Source organism: Cognatiluteimonas lumbrici (assembly GCF_006476065.1).
Classification (GTDB): Bacteria; Pseudomonadota; Gammaproteobacteria; order Xanthomonadales; family Xanthomonadaceae; genus Cognatiluteimonas; species Cognatiluteimonas lumbrici.
In genome coordinates this window covers 961,236-981,789 of record NZ_ML636798.1, presented here as the reverse complement: position 1 = coordinate 981,789, position 20,554 = coordinate 961,236, and the positions used below count along the sequence as shown (strand labels likewise).

Here is a 20,554-nt window from a genome sequence, read left to right as displayed (position 1 = left end):
AGGGCCCCGTCTCCGATGACAATGAAAGTGCTTGCCTGCGACGGCATCCATGAGGATGGCCTGTCACTCTTCCGCGATGCCGGCTGGGAAGTCGCCGTCGCGTCCTCCCCGATCAAGGACGCGGACGTGCTCGCCGCGGCGCTCGCCGACGTCGACGCGTTGCTGGTGCGTTCGGCCACGCAGGTGCCGGGCGAGGCCCTCGCCAAAGCCGGCCGCCTGCGCGTGATCGGCCGTGCCGGCGCCGGCGTCGACACCATCGACGTGGACGCGGCCACGGCCCGCGGCATCGCGGTGATGAACGCCGCCGACGGCAACACCCGCGCCGCCGCCGAGCACGCGCTGTCGCTGCTGTTCGCGCTCGCGCGGCACGTGCCCCGGGCCGACGCCGGCATGAAGGCCGGGCAGTGGCCCAAGGCCGGGCTCACCGGCTTCGAGCTCGAAGGCAAGCGGCTGGGCGTGATCGGCCTCGGCCGCATCGGCGGCACGGTCGCGCGCAAGGCCCGCGGCATCGGCATGGAAGTCGCCGCGCACGATCCGTTCCTGCCGGCCTCGGCCGCCGCCCACGGCAGCGTGCCGCTGATGACGCTGCCGGAGCTGCTGGCCTGGGCCGACGTGGTCACGCTGCACATTCCCCGCACCAAGGACACCACCCACCTGCTCGACGCGCGCACGCTGGCGCTGATGAAGCCCGGCGCGTACCTGGTCAACGCCGCGCGTGGCGGGCTGGTGGACGAGGCCGCGCTGCTCGAGGCGCTCGACTCCGGGCACCTCGCCGGTGCCGCGCTGGACACCTTCGCCACCGAGCCGCTGCCCGGGGATTCGCCGCTGCGCGGGCATCCGAAGCTGGTGCTCACGCCGCACCTGGGCGCCTCCACCGGCGAGGCGCAGCAGGCGGTCAGCACGATCCTGGCGCGCGAGGTGCTGGACTACTTCGAGACCGGCGCGGTCGCCGGCTGCGTCAACCTGCCGCCGCTCAGCGCCGAGGCCGCGCGCGAGGTCGCGCCGTGGATGCCGCTGATGTCGGCGCTCGGCCGGCTGGCCGCGCGCCTGGTGCCGGCGCCGGTGCGGCTGCACCTGACCTACGCCGGACGCGGCGACACCCTCGACCCGCGCCCGCTCACCCGCCTGCTGGTGGCCGGGCTGCTCGGCGGCGCCTCCAGCCGCGTGACCCCGGTGAACGCACTGCAGGAGGCCGCCGCGCGCGGGCTGCAGGTAGCCGAGACCGTGGGCGGCGACGGCGACGGCTTCGACCGCCTGCTGCGCCTGCGCATCGAAGGCGAGTCCGGCGACGCGCGCGAGATCGAGGCCACCCTGCACCGCGGCCCGCGCGTGGTGCGGCTGGACGGGGTCGAGATCGAGTTCGACCCGCTCGCGCACCTGCTGCTGATGCAGAACGTGGACCGCCCCGGCCTGGTCGGGCTGGTCGGCTCGCACCTGGGCGCGGCCGGGATCAACATCGTCAACTTCTCGCTGGGCGCCAAGGGCGACGGCGAGGCGCTGGCCGCGATCACCGTGGACCGGCAGGTGCCGGAACAGCAGCTCGTGGCCTTGCGCGGGATCACCGGCGTGCTGTCGCTGGAGGCGCTATGAGGCTGCTGCTCGCGCGCCACGGCGAGACCCCGTGGAATGCCGAAGGCCGCTACCAGGGCCGCGAGGACATCCCGCTGTCGGCGAAGGGCGAGGCCCAGGCGCGCGCGCTGGGCGAGCGCCTGCGCGGACTGCGCATCGACCGCGCGGTGGCCTCGCCGCTGTCGCGCGCGCGGCGGACCGCGGAGTTCGCGCTCGGCCCGGAGCGCGCCGCGATGCTCACGCTCGACGAAGGCCTGCTCGAGATCGCGCACGGTAGCTGGGAAGGCCTGCTTGCCGCCGAGATCCGCGAGCGCGACCCCGAGCGCCTGCGTGCCTGGCGCGAGACCCCGCACGAAGTGCTGATGCCCGACGGCGGCGAGTCGCTGCCGCAGGTCGCCGCGCGCGCCTGGGACGCGCTGTTGCGCGCCAGCGACGGCCTCGGCGCCGACGACACGCTGCTGGTCGTGGCCCATGACGCGGTCAATCGGGTGCTGCTGTGCCGGGTGCTCGGGCTGCCGCTGGCGCAGCTCTGGCGCTTCCGCCAGGCCCCGACCACCCTCAACCTGCTCGAGGGCCCGGACCCGGAGGCGCTGGAGGTCGTGCGCCTCAACGACTGCGCCCACCACACCCCCCTCTTCGGCGAAGCCGTCCACCGCGCCCTGTAGGAGCGGCGCTCGCGCCGCGACCTCGTGGATTCGGACTCCGGATGTTTCGGCTCCGGACGGGCGCTCACGCGGGAAAGGCGGTGCCCCTGTCCTCCTCCAGAGCGTTTTGAGTCGTCGGCCATGGGCACCGCCTTTCCCGCTCCGCTCCACGGTCGCGGCGCGAGCGCCGCTCCTACAATGGGCCATGCCTCGCACCCTGCACGAGTGGCTCGAGTACATCGAGCAGCAACACCCGAAGTCGATCGAGCTCGGCCTCGACCGCGTCCGCGCGGTCGCCGACCGCATGCAGCTCGGCCGCCCCGCGCGCAAGGTCGTCACCGTCGCCGGCACCAACGGCAAGGGCTCCACCGTCGCCTTCGTCGAAGCGATCGCGCGCGCCGCCGGCTGGCGCACCGGCGCCTACACCTCGCCGCACCTGCTCGCCTACAACGAGCGCGTGCGCATCGACGGCGAGGACGTCCCCGACGAGGCGCTGGTCGCCGGCTTCGAGGCGGTCGAGGCCGCGCGCGGCGACACCCCGCTGACCTACTTCGAGCACGGCACGCTGTGCGCACTGTGGCTGTTCGCGCGCGCCGATCTCGACCTGGCGGTGCTCGAGGTCGGGCTCGGCGGCCGCCTGGACGCGGTCAACATCGTGGATGCCGACGTCGCGGTGGTCACCACCGTGGACATCGACCACGTCGACTGGCTGGGCGCCGACCGCGAGGCGATCGGGCTGGAGAAGGCGGGCATCGCGCGCGCCTGGAAGCCGCTGGTGCTCGGCGACGACGATCCGCCTGCCAGCGTATTGCGCCACGCCTACCGGATCGGCGCCTCGGCGATCCGCGCCGGCAGCGACTTCTTCTTCGAGCCGCTCGACGGCGGCCGCTGGCAGTGGCGCGAGGTCAACCGCAGCTACGAACTGCCGCTGCCGCGGATGGCGGCGCCGGCGCAGCTGCGCAACGCCGCGGTGGCGATCGCGGCCCTGCGCGCGCTTGGCGAGCCGCTGCCCGATTCGGCGATCGCCGAGGGCGTCGCCGGCGCCTCGGTGCCCGGGCGGCTGCAGCGCTTCGAACGCGGCGGGGTCGAGGTGCTGGTGGACGTCGGCCACAACCCGCAGGCCGCGCGCGAACTTGCTGCATGGCTGGCCGCATCGCCGACGCGCGGACGCACGCTGGCGGTGTTCGCGGTGCTGGCGGACAAGGACCTGGACGGCATCGTCGGCGCGTTGCAGGCGTCGGTGGACCGCTGGTTCCTGGCCGGGCTCGAGGAGGTGCAGGGTCGCGGGCTGGCGGTCGAAGGCTTCGCCGCGAAGCTGGCCGGCACCGCGGCGGCGGCCGGCGAACCCCATGCCTCGGTGTCCGAGGCCCTGGCGGCGGCGCTCGCGGCGAGCGCCGCCGGCGACCGCGTGCTGGTGTTCGGCTCGTTCCATACAGCCGCGGCCGCGCTGCAGGCGCTGGCGCGGGAAGGGCGCGGTTAAGGGCCGCGCCCGCGGGCCAGTTATAATTCGCGCGCCTTCCGCAGCCTGCGAGCGCCGATGGAACCCGCACTGAAACAGCGCCTCGTCGGCGCCGCCGTCCTGGTCGCGCTGGCAGTCATCTTCCTGCCGATGCTGGTGCAGGGGCCGGCGCCCGACAGCGGCGCCGCGGACGTGCCGCTCGACATGCCCGACGCCCCCGCCGGCGAGTTCCAGACCCGCGAGCTGCCGCTGGTGACGCCGGCGCGCGCGCCCGAGGGCGGCGCCGTCGGCATGGACGGCACGCCGCCGCCCGCGACCGGGCCCGTCGCCGACGACGTCGCGGAGGCCGCGATCATCGAGGAGGCGCCCCCGGTTCCCGCCCACGAGCCCGGCAATGCCTCGCCCGCCGACGCCGCCGAACTCGCCACCCAGCCGCCCGAGCCGACCACCCAGCCGGCGCCAAGCCGCGGCCAGGAGGCCAACGGCGGCATGTTCCCGGCGGCCACCGCCGGCGGCAACTACGCGGTGAGCTTCGGCAGCTACAGCAGCGTGGCCTCGGCCGACGCCGTGGTGAAGATGCTGCGCGAGTCGCAGTTGCCCGGCTTCCGCGAGTCCGCCGTGGTCGACGGCAAGACCTGGCAGCGCGTGCGCATCGGGCCCTACGCCACGCGCGCCGAGGCCGAGGCCGCGCGCCTGCGCGCGGCGCACGTGCGCGACGACGTCGGCGCGCGCGTGGTGGTGCTGGATGCCGCCGACGAAGCCCCGGCGGCGAAGCCCGCGCCGAGCACGCCCAAGGCACCGGCCGCCGCCGACACCGGCTTCGCCGTGCAGCTCGCCGCCTTCAGCAAGGCCAGCGACGCGACCGCGCTGCGCGACCGCGCGCGCGCCGCCGGCTTCAGCGCGTTCACCGAGGCCGTGGCGACCGACACCGGCACCCTGACCCGCGTGCGCGTGGGCCCGGTGATGACCCGGGCGCAAGCCGAGCAGCTGCGCGACCAGGTGCGCGCCAAGCTCGGCACCGACGGCGTCGTGCGCCCGCACCCGTGAGCCGCCGATGGCGCTGACCGCGACCGACTGGCTGCTGCTCGCGGTGATCCTGGCCTCCGCGCTGCTCGGCCTGTTCCGCGGCTTCATCGGGGTGCTGGCGTCGCTGGCGGCGTGGGTCCTGGCGGCGTGGGCGGCGTTCCGCTTCGGTGCGCAGGTGGCGCTGGTGCTGGCGGGCGGCGGCGAGCCCTCGGCCGGGCAGCTGTTCGCCGGCTATGGACTGAGTTTCCTGTGCGTGCTGCTGTTCGTGGGCATCGTCGGCTGGCTGGTGCGCAAGCTGGTGCACGCGGTCGGCCTGTCCGGGATGGACCGGGCGCTGGGGTTCGCGTTCGGCACCTTGCGCGGCGCCTTTGTCGCCTGCCTGCTGGTGCTGCTGATGGGCTTCACGGCGCTGCCGCAGGAGCCCGGATGGCGCGAGTCGCAGGTGGTCCCGGTGCTGTTGCCGGGCGCGCAGTGGATGAGTGGCTGGCTGCCCGAGTGGGCGGCGCAGCGCGTGGATTTCGGGAGCAACTGACATGTGCGGAATCATCGGCATCGTCGCCCACCATGACGTGGCCGGCCTGCTCTACGACGGCCTGACGGTGCTGCAGCACCGCGGCCAGGACGCGGCCGGCATCGCCACCGCCGACGGCACCCACCTGCGCGTGCACAAGGGCATGGGCCTCGTGCGCGACGTGTTCGACCGCAAGTCCATGCAGCTGCTGCGCGGCAACATCGGCATCGCCCATTGCCGCTACCCGACCGCGGGCTCGGAGGGCAATGACGAGGCGCAGCCGTTCTACGTCAACTCGCCCTACGGCATCGCGCTCGCCCACAACGGCAACCTGGTCAACACCGACGCGCTGCGGCGCGAGGTGTTCGAGCAGGACCGCCGCAACGTCAACACCGATTCCGACTCGGAAGTGCTGCTGAACGTGTTCGCGCACGAGCTGGACCAGCAGAAGGCGCTGGCGCCCGAGGCCGTGTTCCGCGCGATGGAAGGCGTGTACCGGCGCATCCGCGGCGGCTACGCGGTGGTGATGACCGTGCTCGGCCTGGGCGTGGTGGCATTCCGCGACCCGAACGGCATCCGCCCGCTGGTGATCGGCAGGCGCGAGACCCCGCAGGGCGACGAGTACGCGGTCGCCTCCGAATCCGTGGCCCTGGACCTGGCCGGCTTCGAGCGCCTGCGCGACGTCGCCCCGGGCGAGGTCGTGGTGCTCACCACCGACGGCCAACTGCACGCGCGCCAGTGCACCGGGCAGCAGTCGCTGTCGCCGTGCATCTTCGAGTTCGTGTACCTCGCGCGCCCGGACTCGATGATGGACGACATCTCGGTGCACAAGGCGCGCATGCGCATGGGCGTGAAGCTGGGCGAGAAGATCCTGCGCCTGCGCCCGGACCACGACATCGACGTGGTGATCCCGATCCCGGACACCTCGCGCGACTCGGCGATGGAGCTCGCCAACGTGCTCGGGGTGAAGTACCGCGAGGGCTTCGTCAAGAACCGCTACGTCGGCCGCACCTTCATCATGCCGGGGCAGGGCGAGCGCCAGCAGTCGGTGCGCCGCAAGCTCAACACGATCCCGCTCGAGTTCCGCAACCGCGTGGTGCTGCTGGTGGACGACTCGATCGTGCGCGGCACCACCTCCAGGCAGATCGTGCAGCTCGCGCGCGAGGCCGGTGCGCGCAAGGTGTACTTCGCCTCGGCGGCGCCGCCGGTGCGCCATCCCAACATCTACGGCATCGACATGCCGACCGTGGACGAGCTGGTCGCGCACGGCCGCAGCGAGGAAGAGGTGCAGGAGCTGCTCGGCATCGACTGGCTGGTCTACCAGGACCTGGCCGACCTCGAGGAGGCCGTCGCCGGGCCCAAGGCCAAGGTCACCCGCTTCGACTCGTCCTGCTTCAGCGGCGAGTACGTGACCGAGGTCGATCCCGACTACTTCGACAGGATCCGCGCGCTGCGCTCCGACGAGGCCAAGTCCTCCCGCCGGGCATCGTGACCCTCTTCGAAGCCGCGAAGGCCTGCCTCGCCGCGAACACCCCCGAAGCCAAGGTCTCCACCACCCGAGCCGCCGCCGAAGCCTTCCGCCGCGGCGAACTCGCGATCCCCGCGGACGTGCCGCCGCCGGAGCCGATCCGCATGCCCGGCCGCCCGCCGCTGCCGCGCCTGGTGCACCCACGCGACGTCCCGCGCCGCGGCTTCGGCAGCGACGAGGGCCGCGCGGCCTTCATCCACGCGGTCGCGCACATCGAGTTCAACGCCATCGACCTGGCCTGGGACGCGGTGTACCGCTTCCGCGGCATGCCCGCCGAGTACTACGCGGACTGGGTCGGCGTCGCCGACGACGAAGCGCGCCACTTCGTCCTGCTGCAGGAGCGCCTGCGCGAGCTCGGCCACGCCTACGGCGACTTCGACGCCCACAACGGCCTGTGGCAGATGGCGGAGAAGACCGCGCACGACCCGGTCGCGCGGATGGCGCTGGTGCCGCGGGTGCTGGAGGCGCGCGGCCTCGACGTCACCCCGGGGATGATCGTCAAGCTGCGCGAGGCCGGCGACGAGGCGACCGCCGCGATCCTGGAACTCATCCTGCGCGAGGAAGTCGCGCACGTCGCCGCCGGCTCGCGCTGGTTCCGCTGGTGCTGCGAGCGCGCCGGGGTGGAACCGCGCGCCACCTTCCGCGCGCTGCTGCGCGAGCACGCGAGCGGAGTGCTGCACGGTCCGTTCAACCTCGAGGCCCGCACCGCCGCCGGCTTCGACGCCGACGAACTCGCCGCGTTAGAGGGCTGAGAGCTCCGCGGAATCCGGGGTTACGCGCAGCACCGAGCCCTGCTCGTACCAGTCGCCGAGGACGATGCGGGTGCCGCCGTCGGTTTCGTGCACCGCCGGCCGGTGGGTGTGCCCGTGGATCATGCGGTCGATGCCGTAGCGCGCGAAGGTCTCCGCCACGGCGGCCGGCGAGGCGTCGGTGATCGCCTCCATCGTGCCTTGCGCCTTGAGCCCGCCCTGGTGCGCCTGGCTGGCCGCGCGCGCCTGCTGCGCGAACGCCAGCCGCGCCTCCAGCGGCTGCGCCAGGAAGCGATCCTGCCAGGCCGGCTCGCGGGTCTGCGCCCGGAACTGCTGGTAGGCGAGGTCGTCGGTGCACAGCAGGTCGCCGTGGGTCAGCAGGGTCGGCTTGCCGTACAGCACTACCACCGCCGGGTCCGGCAGGATCGTCATGCCCGCGCGGCGCGCGTACTCCCCGCCGAGCAGGAAGTCGCGGTTGCCGCGCATGAAATGCACCGGCACGCCGCTGTCGCTGAGCGCGTGCAGGGTCTCCGCCACCAGCCGCCCGGTCTCCGACGGATCGTCGTCCCCGACCCAGGCCTCGAACAGGTCGCCGAGGATGTACAGCGCATCGGCCTCCCGCGCCTCGCCGCCGACGAAGCGCGCGAACAGCTCGGTGATCGCCGGCCGCTCGGGGTCCAGGTGCAGGTCGGAGATGAAGAGGGTGGTCACGCCCCTATTGTAGGAGCGCCGCTCGCGCCGCGACATGCACGGTAAAATCGCCGGATGACCGACGCCCCCTGCCGCACCCGCTTCGCCCCCAGTCCCACCGGTTACCTGCACATCGGCGGTGCCCGCACCGCGCTGTACTGCTGGCTGGAGGCGCGCCGCCGCGGCGGCCAGTTCATCCTCCGGATCGAGGACACGGACCGCGAGCGCAGCACCCAGGCCGCGATCGACGCGATCCTCGAGGCGATGGACTGGCTCGGGCTCGACTACGACGAGGGCCCGGTCTACCAGACCCAGCGCCTGGACCGTTACCGCGAGGTCGCCGAGCAGCTCGTCGCCGCCGGCCACGCGTACTACGCCTACGAGACGAAGGAAGAGCTGGAGGCGATGCGCGAGCAGGCGATGGCCGCCGGCCTCAAGCCGCGCTACAACGGCGCCGCGCGCGACGCCGGCCTGCCGTACCGCGACGACCCGAACCGCGTCATCCGCTTCCGCAACCCGCTCGAGGGCACGGTGGCCTGGGACGACAAGGTCAAGGGCCGGATCGAGATCGCCAACAGCGAGCTCGACGACCTGGTGATCTTCCGCTCCGACGGCCATCCCACCTACAACTTCGCGGTGGTGGTGGACGACATGGACATGCGCATCACCGACGTGGTGCGCGGCGACGACCACGTCAACAACACCCCGCGCCAGATCAACATCTACCAGGCGCTCGGCGCCGAAGTGCCCGCGTTCGCGCACCTGCCGATGATCCTCGACGAGCACGGCGCCAAGCTGTCCAAGCGCACCGGCGCCGCCGACGTCATGCAGTACCGCGACGCCGGCTACCTGCCGCACGCGCTGCTCAACTACCTGGTGCGGCTGGGCTGGTCGCACGGCGACCAGGAGATCTTCAGCATTCCCGAGATGCAGTCGCTGTTCGCCCTCGAGGACGTCAACGCCAAGGCCTCGCGGCTGGACCCGGCCAAGCTCGGCTGGCTCAACCAGCAGTACCTGAAGTCCGACGAGCCGGCCGACGTCGCGAAGCACCTGGAGTGGCACCTGCGCGATGCAGGCTACGACCTCGCCAATGGTCCCGCGCCGGCCGACGTCGTGGTTGCGCTGCGCGACCGCGTGCAGACGCTGAAGGAAATGGCCGAGCGGGCGGCTGCCTGGTACCGGCCGCTCACGGAGTACGACGACAAGGCGGTGGCCAAGCACCTCACCGCCGCCGCGCGCGCGCCGCTGGCCGATGCGCGCGAGCGCCTGGCGGCGCTGCCGGCATGGACGCCGGAGGCGATCAACGCCGCGCTGCAGGAGACCGCCGCGGCGCTCGAACTCGGCATGGGCAAGGTCGCGCAACCGATGCGGGTGGCGATCACCGGCACCCAGGTCAGCCCGGACATCGGCCACACCGTGTACCTGGCGGGCAAGGAACAGGCGTTGGCCCGCATCGACGCCGCGATCGCAAAGACCCTGTAGGAGCGGCGCTAGCGCCGCGACCCGTGGGATAAGCGGGCTATCATGCCCCCATGGGCAAGCATCGCGATCCCTGCATCGATCCCCGGCACCACGTGCACGACGCCGAAGGCTTCGTCGCGGCCGTGACGCGCGTGTCGCGCGAACGCGGGCTGCGGCTGACGCCGATCCGCGCACGCGTGCTGGAGCTGATCGCCGAGGAGGGCCGGCCGATCAAGGCCTACGACCTGCTGGAGCGGATCCGCGCGGACGGCGACAAGGGCGCCGGCGCGGCGGCGCCGCCCACGGTCTACCGCGCGCTCGACTTCCTGCTCGCCAACGGCTTCATCCACAAGCTGGAATCGGTCAACGCCTTCGTCGCCTGCCACCACCCGAGCACCGACCAGCACTCGGTGCCGTTCCTGATCTGCGACCGCTGCCACTCGGCGGTGGAGCTGGAGGACGTCGCGGTGGTCGCGGCGCTGGACGAACGCGCCCGCGCGCTGGGCTTCGAGCCCAAGGCGCAGACGCTGGAAGTGCACGGCCTCTGCGCCAGGTGCAGCACCCTGTAGGAGCGGCGCTTGCGCCGCGACCTGCGAAGGTCGGCAATCCGGTCGCGGCGCTAGCGCCGCTCCTACAGGTCAGAAGAACACGCGGACGCCCGCTTCGATGCCGCGGCCGGGCAGCGGCACCAGGTCCTTGAGGAACGAGGTGTGCGGGCGCGCCTCGCTGTCGAGCAGGTTGCGGCCGTCCAGGAACACTTCCCAGGCATTGCCGCCGCGCGTGTCCGCGTGCCAGGCGACGTGCGCATCCACCAGCGTGTAGCCCGGGGTCGCGGTCTCGAACGCGGCCACGCGGTCCTGTTCCATGTAGCGCACCGCACCGAGCGACGCGCGCAGGGCGTCGCGTTCCCAGCGCAGCTCGGCGCCCACGCGCGCCGGCGCGATCCGCGGCAGGTTGCCGCCGTCCGCCAGCTTCGCGCGCACCAGGTCGCCGAACAGGCGCAGGTCCCAGTGGCCGCTCGCGTTGTCCGCCAGCGCCCAGTCGAGCTCGGCCTCGCCGCCGGTGAAGCGCGCATCGGCCTGGCGCCACTGCTGCACCGGCAATTCGTCGTCGAAGGTTCCGGTGTGGGCGAGGTAGATGAAGTCGTCGTAGGCCACGCGGTAGACCGAGGCGCGCAGGGTCAGCGGGCCGAGGTGCCAGTGCGCACCGAGCTCGGCACGGTTCGCGGTTTCCACGTCGAGCGCGGGATCGCCGTGCTCGACGCTGCCGGTGGCCACGTGCACGCCGTTCGAGTACAGCTCCTCGGCGGTCGGCGAGCGCTGCGCGCGGTCGAAGCCGAGCGCGAGGTGCAGATCCTCGCTCGCCTCCCATTCCAGCGACAGCGAGCCGCTGGTGGTGTCGAAGCGGCGGTCCGGGCCGATCGCAACGGCGTCGTCCACGTCGATCCGGTTCCGGTCGTGGCGCAACCCGAGCTGCAGCCCGAACGGGCCGAAGTGGCGCTTGCCGATCCAGAACGCGCCGAGGTCGCGCGATTGCGAGCCGGGCACGAACGCCTCGGCGCCGACCGCGCCGAAATCGCGCTCCGACCACTGCAGGCCGACCGCGCCGTCGAACCCGGCCAGCGGCTGGTGCACCAGTTCCAGCCGGCCCTCGCGGCTGTCGTTCTCGAACACGGTGCCGACGGCGCCGTCCTCGAGCTCGGTGTGGGTGTAGCTGGTGGTCGCCAGCTTGACGCGCAGGCTCTCGAACACGCCGAGGCGGTCGATGCCGCCGCGCACTTCGCCGCGGCGCTGGTCCATGACCACGCGCACGCCCTCGTGCGCTTCGTGGTCGTGGCCGTCGTCGAGGTCGTGGCCGTCCTCCTCGTGCTCCTCGTCGCCGTGTTCGTGGCCGGGCACGCCGTAGCGCGTCGAGTACAGGCTGTAGCCCGCGCCGAGGAAGCCGCGCTCGCCGATCCACGACACGCCGAGCGCGGCGCTGTCGGTGCGCAGCGCGCTGTTCGCGATCGTGCCGTCCGGCGTGTCGAAGTCGCCGGTCTCGCGATGCAGCGCGTCGAAATGCAGCGCGACGTCGCCGGCCGCGCCGTCCACCCGCAGCATCCCGGCGGCACCGTCGTTGACCGTGCCGGCGCGCAGCTCGGCGCGCCCCTGCAGCGGCTCCGCCGGCAGCGTTTCGGGGATGCGGCCGTCGATCACGTTGACCGCGCCGCCGATCGCGCCGCTGCCGTAGAGCAGCGTGGCCGGTCCCTTCAGCACCTCGACCTGGTCGGCCAGGAACGGTTCGATGGTCACGGCGTGGTCGGCGCTGACCGTGGACACGTCGCCGGAGTCAAGGCCGTCGCTGAGCACCTGCACGCGAGCGCCGTCCATGCCGCGCACGATCGGGCGGCCGACGCCGGGACCGAAGTAGGAGGACTGCACGCCCGGAAGCTTGTTGACGGTTTCGCCGAGGGAACTGGCCTTGGCGGCGTCCAGGCGCTCGCCGGCCAGCACCTCCACCGGCACCGCCAGGCTGTCGGCGGTGTCCGGCAGCGGGGTCGCCTTCACCTGGACCGCCTGCAGGGTCTTCGGCTCGGCGTGGCGCGGGTCGGTCTGGTCGGAACCGGCATCGCCCGCACCGTCGGCGGCGAGCGCCACGACCGGCAGCAGGGCAAGTGCGAGGGACAGGAACAGGCGGGAGCGGGGTGCGGGGAGGGGCATCACGTGGCGGTCATGGCAGTCGGGTCTAGAATGTTATAATGTTACATCCTCGCCGGAGCCTCCCGGAAGTCATGTCGCCCCGCACCGCCGCCAACATCAGTCGCGCAGACCGCTTCGGGGCCGTCGCCTCGCTGCTGTGCGCGATCCACTGCGCGGCGCTGCCGCTGACGATCGCGCTGCTGCCCTCGCTGGGCGTCGCCGCCTGGCTGGGCGAGGGCTTCGAGGAGGGCTTCGTGGTGTTCGCGACCCTGCTGGGGCTGTTCACCGTGGCCACCGGCTACCGCAGGCACCGCGCGGTGCGGGCGCTGGGCCTGCTGGTCCCGGGCCTGGGCATCCTCTGGTTCGGCGTGCTCTACGCGCCCCTGCACCAAAGCCTGCTTCCGCACGCGATCGCGATGACCATCGGCGGCACCCTGGTCGGGCTGGCGCACCTGGCCAACATGCGCCTGACCGAAATCCACGTCCACGACGCCGGCTGCATGCATTAAAATCGCCGCCAGCATTCGAGCATTTTCCAGGAGCAGCACATGGGCAAGGGCGACCGCAAGACCACCAAGGGCAAGCGCTACATCTCCAGCTACGGCAAGGCGCGCCCGCAGGCCGCCGCCAAGCGTGCCACCGGCGCCGCTCCCGCACCGGTGGCGAAGAAGACGGCCACCAAGTCGGTGGCGAAGGCGCCGCGCAAGTCGGTCGCCAAGAAGGCGGCCGCCAAGTAGGGCCGACGCACGGTTTACGAAAAAACCCCGCCCAGGCGGGGTTTTTTCATGGCCGGCGCGCCGTTAAGGTGTCCCGTTCCACCCACGCGAGGGCCATCCGATGGACTTCACGCAACGCTTCCTGGTCGTCTATTCCGGCCTGCTCACGCTCGTGCTCGGCGCGATCGTGCTGACCGGCGCCAGCGCCGCCGGCGGCGGCAACGCCACCTTCGACACAATCGACGTGCAACGCATCAACGTGCGCGAGCCGGACGGCACGCTGCGGATGGTGGTCTCGAACAAGGACGCCTTCCCCGGCGCGATCTTCGGCGACCGCGAGTACGACCACCCGCGCCACGTCGCCGGGATGATCTTCTACAACGACGAGGGCATGGAGAACGGCGGCCTGATCTTCGCCGGCGGGCTGCTGGAGGACGGCAAGCCCGACAGCGGCGGCCACCTCAGCTTCGATCCGTACGACCGCGACCAGACCCTGGCGCTCAGCCAGCACGAGATGGACGGCGTGGTGCGCGCCGGGCTGCAGGTCAACGACACCGGCAGCCGCTCGATCGAGGGCGTGTTCCGCGAGATGCAGCGGATCTCCACGCTGCCCGAGCCGGAGCAGGAGGCCGCGCGCGAGGCGCTGTTCGCGGAACACGCGGCCCAGGGCGGCGCGCTGAAGCAGCGGGTGTTCGTCGGCAAGAACCGCGGGCAGGACTCGGTGGTGACGCTGTCCGGCGCCGACGGCAAGCCGCGGCTGCTGCTGGAAGTGACGCCGGAAGGCGAGGCGCGGATCGCGTTCCTCGACGCCGACGGCGAGGTGGCCGCCAGCATCACGCCGGAATCGTTGCGTCAGTAGGCCTCAGGCCACGCGGCGGCCGCCGGCGAACACCGCGGCCGCCAGTTCGCCGCCGAGCCAGTAGCAGAGTTCCGCCGGCTGGCGCAGGTTCCAGGCCACGAAGTCCGCGCGCATGCCGGCGCGCAGCACGCCGCGGTCGGCGAGCCCGAGCGCGCGCGCTGCGTTGACGGTGGCACCGCGCAGGGCTTCCTCCGGGGTGAGGCGGAAGTGGGTGCAGGCGAGCTGCATCGCCTGGCGCAGCGACAGCAGCGGCGAGGTCCCGGGATTGCAGTCGGTGGCCACCGCCATCGGCACGCCGTGCGTGCGCAGCGCGTCGAGCGGCGGCAGCCGGGTCTCGCGCAGCACATGGAAGGCGCCCGGCAGCAGCACCGCGACGGTGCCGGCCGCGGCCATCGCGCGCACCGCGTCCTCGGAACTGTGCTCGATGTGGTCGGCGGACAGGCCGTCGAAGTCGGCGACGAGCGCCGCGCCGCCGAGGTCGCTGAGCTGGTCGGCGTGCAGCTTCACCGGCAGGTCCAGCAGCTGCGCCGCCTCGAACATGCGCCGGGTCTGCGCCGGGGTGAAGCCGATGCCCTCGCAGAAGGCGTCCACCGCATCCACCAGGCCTTCCTCGTGCAGGATCCCGAGCCACTCGATCGCGGCATTGATGTAGGCGTCGCCGTCGCCGGCGTATTCGGGCGGCAGCGCATGCGCGCCGAGGTAGGTGATGCGCACGCTGATGCCGAGTTCCTCGCCGATGCGGCGCGCGACGCGCAGCATGCGGCGCTCTGCCTCCAGCTCGAGCCCGTAGCCGGACTTGATCTCGAGCGTGGTGGCGCCGTCGCGGAGCAGGGCGCGCGCACGCGGCAATGATTCGGCGAGCAGCGTGTCCTCGCTGGCCGCGCGCACCGCACGCACGGTGGAGAGGATGCCGCCGCCGGCGCGCGCGATCGCTTCGTAGCTCTCGCCCTGCAGGCGCATCTCGAACTCGCGCGCGCGGTCGCCTGCGAACACCAGGTGGGTGTGGCAGTCCACGAGCCCGGGCGTGGCCAGGCCGCCGTCGAACTCCAGTTCCTCGTCGGCGCTGGCGCCCGGCGGCAGGCCGGTGCGCGGGCCGGCATAGGCCAGCAGCCCGTCGCGCCAGGCCAGGGCGCCGTCCTCGACCAGGCCGTAGCCGGCTTCGGCATCGAGGGTCGCCAGGACAAGGCCGGTGGCCAGGCCGTCGTAATGGTTGGGGTCGCGGTCCGCCATGCCCGGATTCTCGCATTGCCGGGGTGGCCGGGCGAGAATGCCGGCATGCGCACGCTCCCCGGCATCCCGAACCTGCATTCCCACGCGTTCCAGCGGGCGATGGCCGGCATGGCCGAGCGCCAGGGCAATCCCGAGGATTCGTTCTGGACCTGGCGCGAGACCATGTACCGCATGGCCGAGCGCTTCGACCCGGACACGCTGCATGCGGTCGCGTCGCAGCTGTACGTGGAGATGCTCGAGGCCGGCTACACCAGCGTCTGCGAGTTCCACTACCTGCACCACGCGCCCGGCGGCCGCCGCTACGAGGATCCGGCGGCGATGTCGCGCGCGCTGCTGCGGGCCGCGGCCGACACCGGCATCCGCATCACGCTGCTGCCGGTGCTGTACATGAGCGGCGGCTTCGACGGCCGCCCGCTGGGCGAGCGCCAGCAGCGCTTCGGCCACGGCGTGGACGACTTCCTCGCGTTGATCCAGGCGCTGCGCGCGGAGCAGGGCGAACGCGTGCGCATCGGCTGCGCGCTGCACAGCCTGCGCGCGGTGCCGCAGGCGGCGATGGACGCGGTGGTGTCGGCGCTGCCGCGCGACATGCCGGTGCACATCCACATCGCCGAGCAGGTGGGCGAGGTGCAGGACTGCCTGGCGCTGCGCAACGCGCGCCCGGTGGAATGGCTGCTGGACAACGCCGAGGTGGACGCGCGCTGGACGCTGGTGCACGCCACCCACCTGGAGCCGGCGGAAACCCGCGGCGTCGCGCGCAGCGGCGCGACCGTGGCGCTGTGCCCGACCACCGAGGCCAACCTCGGCGACGGCCTGTTCCCGATGCGCGACTACCTGGCGGCGGGCGGCGCGTACGGCATCGGTTCCGACTCGCACATCTCGGTGTCGCCGGTGGAGGAACTGCGCTGGCTGGAGTACGGCCAGCGGCTGGCCACCGGGCGTCGCAACATCGTGGCCGGCGCGGACTCGCCGAGCGTCGGCGAGACCCTGCTGCAGGCGGTGTGCGACAGCCGCCGCAACGCCACCGGCTTCGACGGCGAGGGCGACACGCTGACCCTGGACATGCACGCGCCGCAGCTCGTCGGCGCGAACGACACCGACCTCGTCGACCGCTGGATCTTCAGCGGCAACCGCAACCTGGTGGACACCGTCCATGTCGCCGGCGAGCAGCTCGTGTCCGGCGGCATCCACCGCGACCGCGACACCATCGCCGCCCGCTACCGCGAAGCCATCAAGAAGCTCCTGTAGGAGCGGCGCTAGCGCCGCGACAGGGGTCGATGGGAAGCGCGGGTCGCGGCGCGAGCGCCGCTCCTACAGGCCAGGCTCCAGCACCGGTTCGAAGGTCGCGGGGTCGCCATCATTCGGCTCCGCCGGCACGCCGAGCAGGCGCATCAGCAGCGGATACACGTCCACGTTGTCGAACGGGGCCATAGTGACCCCGTCGGCGAAGCTCGGGCCGTCGGCAATGAACACCGCGCGCATTTCCGGCGACGCCGTGTCGTAGCCGTGGGCGCCGGTCAGGTGCGTGGGCGGGCGCCAGTCGCTGTCGGGCGGCGGACGCCGGGTGATGATCCAGCCATCGTCGGCCTGGCAGACGATCGCCGGCACGCGCGGATGCGTGCCGTAGTGCCAGCGTTCCGGGAGGCCCTGCTTCGGCCAGCACTCGGCGTGGGCGTGGCGCCGGACCAGCGCCCCGGCGATCGCCGCCTCCCGGCCGACGCCAGCGACCACGCCGGCGACCGCGCCGGTGCTGACCACCTCGACGTCGGCGATCGACAGACCGGCGGCGGCCAGCCAGTCGTCCAGGTACTCGCGCTGCCCCGGCAGGATCCCGGCCATGCCGTGGTCGGAGACGACGATGATGTCCACGGCGTCGCGCAGGCCGCGCGTCTCCAGGCCCTCCAGCAGCGCCGCCAGCGCGTCGTCCACCTTGCGCTGCGCGGCCAGCGCCTCGGGCGAATGCGGCCCGTGCCGGTGCCCGGCGTGGTCCACCTTGTCGAAGTACAGCGTCAGCAACTGCGGCCGCCGCGGCAGGTCGAGCCACTCCAGCACCTGCGCCACCCGGTCCCGCGCGCTCATGTCGCCGTCGAACGGCAGCCAGTGGGTCGGGTGCCGGCCGGCCACCGGCGCCTCGGAGCCGGGCCAGAACATGGTCGCGGCAATGCCGCCGTGTTCCTGCAGCGTCACCCAGGCCGGCTTGCCGCCCCACCAGCGCGCATCCGACACCGCCTCGCGGTTGCGCAACGAGAAGTCACCGAGCACGCCGTCGTGCATGGTGTTGTTGACGATGCCGTGGTGGTCGGGGCGCAGCCCGGTGACCAGCGTGTAGTGGTTGGGGAAGGTGAGGGTGGGATAGGACGGCGTCATCCAGCGCGCATGCACCCCGCGCTTGGCCAGCGCGTCCAGCGTCGGCATGGCGCCGCTGCCGACGGCGTCGGCGCGCAGGCCGTCCACCGAGACCAGCAGCACGGTGGGGTGGGGTGGTGGAGCGTCGGGAGTGCCGGCGCAGGCGGCGAGGAGAAGGGCAAGAAGGGGGGCGGACCAACGGACGGCATGCTTCATGCCTCCGATGATAACCAGCCCCCATGACACCTGTAGGAGCGGCGGTCAGTCGGGTTTGCGGAACTTGTAGACGAACTGGTCGGTGTGCCCGCGCACCGACGGGTCGAAGACCTTCAGCGTGCGGTCGTCGCCGGCGTTGCGCAGCACCTCGCTTTCGCCCACGAATTCGAAGCCCGCGGCCTCGACCTGCTGCCGCACCAGCAGCGGGTCGATGCGGTGCAGGGCATCGGCGTCGCGCAGCCCGGAACCGTCCTCGGCGCTGTGGTCGATGACGATGTAGACGCCGCCCGGCTCGAGCGCCTCGAACACCGCCTTGTTGAGCACGGCCGGGTCCGTCGGGCCCATGAAGTCGAGCGGGTAGTCGTGGTAGTTCTGCGCGGTGAACACCACGTCCACCGGCGTCGGCGCCGACAGCGCGTCGGCCGGCTGCATCAGCAACTCGACGTTGGCGAGTTCATCGGGCAGCCCCTTGGTCTTCTCCGAATACTTCTCCATCGGCGCCGGCACGGCGGCATAGACCTTGCCGTCCGCGCCGACGATGGCGCTGAACACGCGGGTCCAGTAGCCACCGCCCGGCACCAGCTCGAGCACGGTGTCGCCGGGCTTCACCCCCGAGAACGCCATGATCTCCGCGATGTGGCGGCGATCATCGTCCTTCGCGTCCTCCGCCCGCACCGGATCGGCAACCGCGGCAGACACGTAATCGGGAACATCGGGCGCCTGCGCGGCGGCCGGGGCCGCGGCAAGCGCAAGCACGAGGGAAAGGGTCCACTTCATGGCAACAGCCTCCTGTGGCAGGGACCCCCAAGCCTATCCCTTCTCCCCACCCGCGGGGAGAACCCGCACCCTCCCTTCTCCCCGCGAGCGGGGAGAACCCCGCGCCCTCCCTTCTCCCCGCGAGCGGGGAGAAGGTGACCCGAAGGGACGGATGAGGGGCGCGGCATAATGGGACTCCACGCACCATCAGGTTCCGGCATGCCCACCCGCAACAACCCCTCCCGCCTCGACCCCTCCCGCACCATCCGCGCCCCCCGCGGCCCCGAGCTCACCTGCCGCTCCTGGCTCACCGAGGCCCCGTTCCGGATGCTCCAGAACAACCTGGACCCGGAAGTGGCCGAGAACCCCGCGGAGCTGGTGGTCTACGGCGGCATCGGCCGCGCCGCGCGCAACTGGGAGTGCTACGACGCGATCATCGAGTCGCTGAAGACCCTGGGCGACGACGAGACCCTGCTGGTGCAGTCCGGCAAGCCGGTCGGCATCTTCCCCACCCACGCCGACGCCCCGCGCGTGCTGATCGCCAACTCCAACCTGGTGCCGCACTGGGCCACCTGGGAGCACTTCAACGAGTTGGATCAGAAGGGTTTGATGATGTACGGCCAGATGACGGCCGGCTCGTGGATCTACATCGGTTCGCAGGGCATCGTGCAGGGCACCTACGAGACCTTCGTCGAGATGGGCCGCCAGCATTACGGTGGCGACCTCACCGGCAAGTGGATCCTGACCGCCGGCCTGGGCGGCATGGGCGGCGCGCAGCCGCTGGCGGCCTCGCTGGCCGGCGCGTGCTCGCTCAACATCGAGTGCCAGCAGTCGCGCATCGACTTCCGCCTCAAGACCCGCTACGTGGACGAGCAGGCCAGCGACCTCGACGACGCGCTGGCGCGGATCGAGAAGTACACCAAGGCAGGCGAAGCCAAGTCCATCGCGTTGCTCGGCAACGCCGCCGAGGTGCTGCCGGAGCTGGTGAAGCGCGGCGTGCGCCCGGACGCGGTGACCGACCAGACCTCCGCGCACGACCCGGTGCATGGCTACCTGCCGATCGGCTGGACCGTCGAGCAGTGGCTGGACGCGCAGAAGACCGACCCGCAGCGCGTGCGCGACGAAGCGAAGAAGTCCATGCGCGTGCACGTCGAGGCGATGCTCGCGTTCCAGGCGATGGGCATCCCGACCTTCGACTACGGCAACAACATCCGGCAGATGGCCTTCGACGAAGGCTGCAGCAACGCGTTCGACTTCCCGGGCTTCGTCCCCGCGTACGTGCGCCCGCTGTTCTGCCGCGGCATCGGCCCGTTCCGCTGGGTCGCGCTGTCCGGTGACCCCGAGGACATCTACAGGACCGACGCCAAGGTCAAGGAACTGATCCCCGACGACAAGCACCTGCACAACTGGCTGGACATGGCGCGCGAACGCATCAGCTTCCAGGGCCTGCCCGCGCGCATCTGCTGGGTCGGCCTCGGCCAGCGCCACAAGCTCGGCCTCGCGTTCAACGAAATGGTGCGCAACGGCGAGCTGAAGGCGCCGGTGGTGATCGGCCGCGACCACCTCGACTCCGGCTCGGTGGCCTCTCCGAACCGCGAGACCGAGGCGATGAAGGACGGCAGCGACGCCGTCTCCGACTGGCCGCTGCTCAACGCCATGCTCAACGTGGCCGGTGGCGCCACCTGGGTGTCGTTACACCATGGTGGGGGCGTGGGGATGGGGTACTCCCAGCACAGCGGCGTGGTGATCGTGTGCGATGGTACCGAGGCCGCCGACAGGCGGATTGCGCGGGTGCTTTGGAATGACCCGGGGACTGGGGTTATGAGGCATGCGGATGCGGGTTACGACATCGCCCGGGAGTGTGCGGGGGAGATGGGGTTGAAGTTGCCGATGGAGAAGAATGGCCAAGCGCAATAGGCGAGGGGGGGCGTTGGCTCGCCTCGGCTTCCTCAAGGCACGCCCAGTGAACGGTGATGCTCTGCGGTTGATTCAACGGCATGGGGACGCTGAAAAAAGTTGGCCCCCATTCGCCCAGCCGCGATTCATAAGCCAGTGAAGACTATCGTCGCCTGGACGAAGATGACCCCAGAACAGAAGAGGGACGTCCTTCGCTCCCTCG

19 protein-coding genes are annotated in these 20,554 nt (G+C 72.0%); 14 read left to right on the top strand and 5 right to left on the bottom strand.

Annotated features, from left to right (window positions below; all coding sequences use genetic code 11):
* Positions 1–21 precede the first annotated feature (21 nt).
* The 7 genes from serA to E4F25_RS04815 all read left to right on the top strand — a co-directional run bounded on the left by serA (position 22) and on the right by E4F25_RS04815 (position 7,489).
* Positions 22–1,590, top strand: a complete 1,569-nt coding sequence (serA, locus tag E4F25_RS04845) for a phosphoglycerate dehydrogenase (protein ID WP_181168201.1) — start codon at positions 22–24, stop codon at positions 1,588–1,590.
* A complete protein-coding gene (locus tag E4F25_RS04840) occupies positions 1,587–2,234 on the top strand; it encodes a histidine phosphatase family protein (RefSeq protein WP_140909080.1) in 648 nt (215 codons plus the stop codon). Before serA ends, E4F25_RS04840 begins: the two co-directional genes overlap by 4 nt.
* Positions 2,235–2,418: 184 nt before the next feature.
* A complete protein-coding gene (gene folC, locus E4F25_RS04835) occupies positions 2,419–3,693 on the top strand; it encodes a bifunctional tetrahydrofolate synthase/dihydrofolate synthase (protein WP_140909079.1) in 1,275 nt (424 codons plus the stop codon).
* A gap of 57 nt (positions 3,694–3,750) precedes the next feature.
* On the top strand, positions 3,751–4,719 hold the full coding sequence (locus E4F25_RS04830) for an SPOR domain-containing protein (protein WP_140909078.1): 969 nt from the start codon (positions 3,751–3,753) through the stop codon (positions 4,717–4,719).
* Positions 4,720–4,726: 7 nt separating this feature from the next.
* Entirely contained in the window at positions 4,727–5,230 is a 504-nt protein-coding gene (locus E4F25_RS04825) for a CvpA family protein (RefSeq protein WP_246069762.1), read from the top strand.
* A gap of 1 nt (position 5,231) precedes the next feature.
* A complete protein-coding gene (gene purF / locus E4F25_RS04820) occupies positions 5,232–6,701 on the top strand; it encodes an amidophosphoribosyltransferase (protein WP_140909077.1) in 1,470 nt (489 codons plus the stop codon).
* Positions 6,698–7,489 carry a ferritin-like domain-containing protein gene (locus E4F25_RS04815; protein ID WP_140909076.1) on the top strand — a complete coding sequence of 264 codons (792 nt, stop codon included), beginning with the start codon at positions 6,698–6,700 and terminating at the stop codon, positions 7,487–7,489. Before purF ends, E4F25_RS04815 begins: the two co-directional genes overlap by 4 nt.
* Here the strand turns inward: E4F25_RS04815 and lpxH are convergent.
* The gene (gene lpxH, locus E4F25_RS04810; protein WP_140909075.1) at positions 7,478–8,197 is read right to left on the bottom strand and encodes a UDP-2,3-diacylglucosamine diphosphatase; all 720 of its coding nucleotides are present in this window, start codon (positions 8,195–8,197) and stop codon (positions 7,478–7,480) included. The two genes, E4F25_RS04815 and lpxH, sit on opposite strands and share 12 nt — an antisense overlap.
* A 54-nt stretch (positions 8,198–8,251) precedes the next feature.
* On the opposite strand from lpxH, the gene gltX reads away from it, so the two are divergent.
* Entirely contained in the window at positions 8,252–9,658 is a 1,407-nt protein-coding gene (gene gltX / locus E4F25_RS04805) for a glutamate--tRNA ligase (protein ID WP_140909074.1), read from the top strand.
* A 50-nt stretch (positions 9,659–9,708) separates the two neighbouring features.
* Positions 9,709–10,206 (top strand): transcriptional repressor, encoded by a 498-nt coding sequence (locus E4F25_RS04800; protein WP_140909073.1) that lies wholly within the window; start codon positions 9,709–9,711, stop codon positions 10,204–10,206.
* A gap of 69 nt (positions 10,207–10,275) precedes the next feature.
* Here E4F25_RS04800 and E4F25_RS04795 read toward each other — a convergent pair whose 3' ends face one another.
* Entirely contained in the window at positions 10,276–12,336 is a 2,061-nt protein-coding gene (locus tag E4F25_RS04795; protein WP_140909072.1) for a TonB-dependent receptor domain-containing protein, read from the bottom strand.
* Between the two features lie 71 nt (positions 12,337–12,407).
* Between E4F25_RS04795 and E4F25_RS04790 the strand changes: the two genes are divergently transcribed.
* The 3 genes from E4F25_RS04790 to E4F25_RS04780 all read left to right on the top strand — a co-directional run bounded on the left by E4F25_RS04790 (position 12,408) and on the right by E4F25_RS04780 (position 13,890).
* Positions 12,408–12,824, top strand: a complete 417-nt coding sequence (locus tag E4F25_RS04790) for a MerC domain-containing protein (protein ID WP_140909071.1) — start codon at positions 12,408–12,410, stop codon at positions 12,822–12,824.
* A 39-nt stretch (positions 12,825–12,863) separates the two neighbouring features.
* A complete protein-coding gene (locus E4F25_RS04785; protein ID WP_140909070.1) occupies positions 12,864–13,052 on the top strand; it encodes a 30S ribosomal protein THX in 189 nt (62 codons plus the stop codon).
* Positions 13,053–13,152: 100 nt separating this feature from the next.
* Positions 13,153–13,890: a lactonase family protein gene (locus tag E4F25_RS04780; protein WP_140909069.1), complete on the top strand. Its 738-nt coding sequence runs from the start codon at positions 13,153–13,155 to the stop codon at positions 13,888–13,890.
* A gap of 3 nt (positions 13,891–13,893) precedes the next feature.
* On the opposite strand, the gene hutI is transcribed toward E4F25_RS04780, so the two are convergent.
* Positions 13,894–15,120 (bottom strand): imidazolonepropionase, encoded by a 1,227-nt coding sequence (hutI, locus tag E4F25_RS04775; protein ID WP_140909068.1) that lies wholly within the window; start codon positions 15,118–15,120, stop codon positions 13,894–13,896.
* A gap of 45 nt (positions 15,121–15,165) precedes the next feature.
* On the opposite strand from hutI, the gene E4F25_RS04770 reads away from it, so the two are divergent.
* On the top strand, positions 15,166–16,365 hold the full coding sequence (locus tag E4F25_RS04770; RefSeq protein ID WP_246069760.1) for a formimidoylglutamate deiminase: 1,200 nt from the start codon (positions 15,166–15,168) through the stop codon (positions 16,363–16,365).
* A gap of 63 nt (positions 16,366–16,428) precedes the next feature.
* Here E4F25_RS04770 and E4F25_RS04765 read toward each other — a convergent pair whose 3' ends face one another.
* Both E4F25_RS04765 and E4F25_RS04760 read right to left on the bottom strand, forming a co-directional pair.
* The gene (locus tag E4F25_RS04765) at positions 16,429–17,586 is read right to left on the bottom strand and encodes an alkaline phosphatase family protein (RefSeq protein WP_246069759.1); all 1,158 of its coding nucleotides are present in this window, start codon (positions 17,584–17,586) and stop codon (positions 16,429–16,431) included.
* A gap of 138 nt (positions 17,587–17,724) precedes the next feature.
* Positions 17,725–18,456: a class I SAM-dependent methyltransferase gene (locus E4F25_RS04760; RefSeq protein ID WP_140909065.1), complete on the bottom strand. Its 732-nt coding sequence runs from the start codon at positions 18,454–18,456 to the stop codon at positions 17,725–17,727.
* 198 nt (positions 18,457–18,654) lie between these two features.
* On the opposite strand from E4F25_RS04760, the gene hutU reads away from it, so the two are divergent.
* Positions 18,655–20,352 carry a urocanate hydratase gene (hutU, locus tag E4F25_RS04755; RefSeq protein ID WP_140909064.1) on the top strand — a complete coding sequence of 566 codons (1,698 nt, stop codon included), beginning with the start codon at positions 18,655–18,657 and terminating at the stop codon, positions 20,350–20,352.
* Positions 20,353–20,554: the final 202 nt, after the last annotated feature.

Excerpts from the sequence above, each read along its gene's own strand:
- E4F25_RS04790 (WP_140909071.1), top strand. The coding sequence starts at position 12,408 with ATGTCGCCCCGCACCGCCGCCAACATCAGTCGCGCAGACCGCTTCGGG.
- E4F25_RS04795 (WP_140909072.1), bottom strand. The coding sequence starts at position 12,336 with ATGCCCCTCCCCGCACCCCGCTCCCGCCTGTTCCTGTCCCTCGCACTT.
- E4F25_RS04800 (WP_140909073.1), top strand. The coding sequence starts at position 9,709 with ATGGGCAAGCATCGCGATCCCTGCATCGATCCCCGGCACCACGTGCAC.
- E4F25_RS04770 (WP_246069760.1), top strand. The coding sequence starts at position 15,166 with ATGCGCACGCTCCCCGGCATCCCGAACCTGCATTCCCACGCGTTCCAG.
- E4F25_RS04760 (WP_140909065.1), bottom strand. The coding sequence starts at position 18,456 with ATGAAGTGGACCCTTTCCCTCGTGCTTGCGCTTGCCGCGGCCCCGGCC.
- E4F25_RS04825 (WP_246069762.1), top strand. The coding sequence starts at position 4,727 with ATGGCGCTGACCGCGACCGACTGGCTGCTGCTCGCGGTGATCCTGGCC.
- folC (WP_140909079.1), top strand. The coding sequence starts at position 2,419 with ATGCCTCGCACCCTGCACGAGTGGCTCGAGTACATCGAGCAGCAACAC.
- gltX (WP_140909074.1), top strand. The coding sequence starts at position 8,252 with ATGACCGACGCCCCCTGCCGCACCCGCTTCGCCCCCAGTCCCACCGGT.
- serA (WP_181168201.1), top strand. The coding sequence starts at position 22 with ATGAAAGTGCTTGCCTGCGACGGCATCCATGAGGATGGCCTGTCACTC.
- hutI (WP_140909068.1), bottom strand. The coding sequence starts at position 15,120 with ATGGCGGACCGCGACCCCAACCATTACGACGGCCTGGCCACCGGCCTT.
- hutU (WP_140909064.1), top strand. The coding sequence starts at position 18,655 with ATGCCCACCCGCAACAACCCCTCCCGCCTCGACCCCTCCCGCACCATC.
- E4F25_RS04785 (WP_140909070.1), top strand. The coding sequence starts at position 12,864 with ATGGGCAAGGGCGACCGCAAGACCACCAAGGGCAAGCGCTACATCTCC.
- E4F25_RS04780 (WP_140909069.1), top strand. The coding sequence starts at position 13,153 with ATGGACTTCACGCAACGCTTCCTGGTCGTCTATTCCGGCCTGCTCACG.
- E4F25_RS04840 (WP_140909080.1), top strand. The coding sequence starts at position 1,587 with ATGAGGCTGCTGCTCGCGCGCCACGGCGAGACCCCGTGGAATGCCGAA.
- purF (WP_140909077.1), top strand. The coding sequence starts at position 5,232 with ATGTGCGGAATCATCGGCATCGTCGCCCACCATGACGTGGCCGGCCTG.
- E4F25_RS04830 (WP_140909078.1), top strand. The coding sequence starts at position 3,751 with ATGGAACCCGCACTGAAACAGCGCCTCGTCGGCGCCGCCGTCCTGGTC.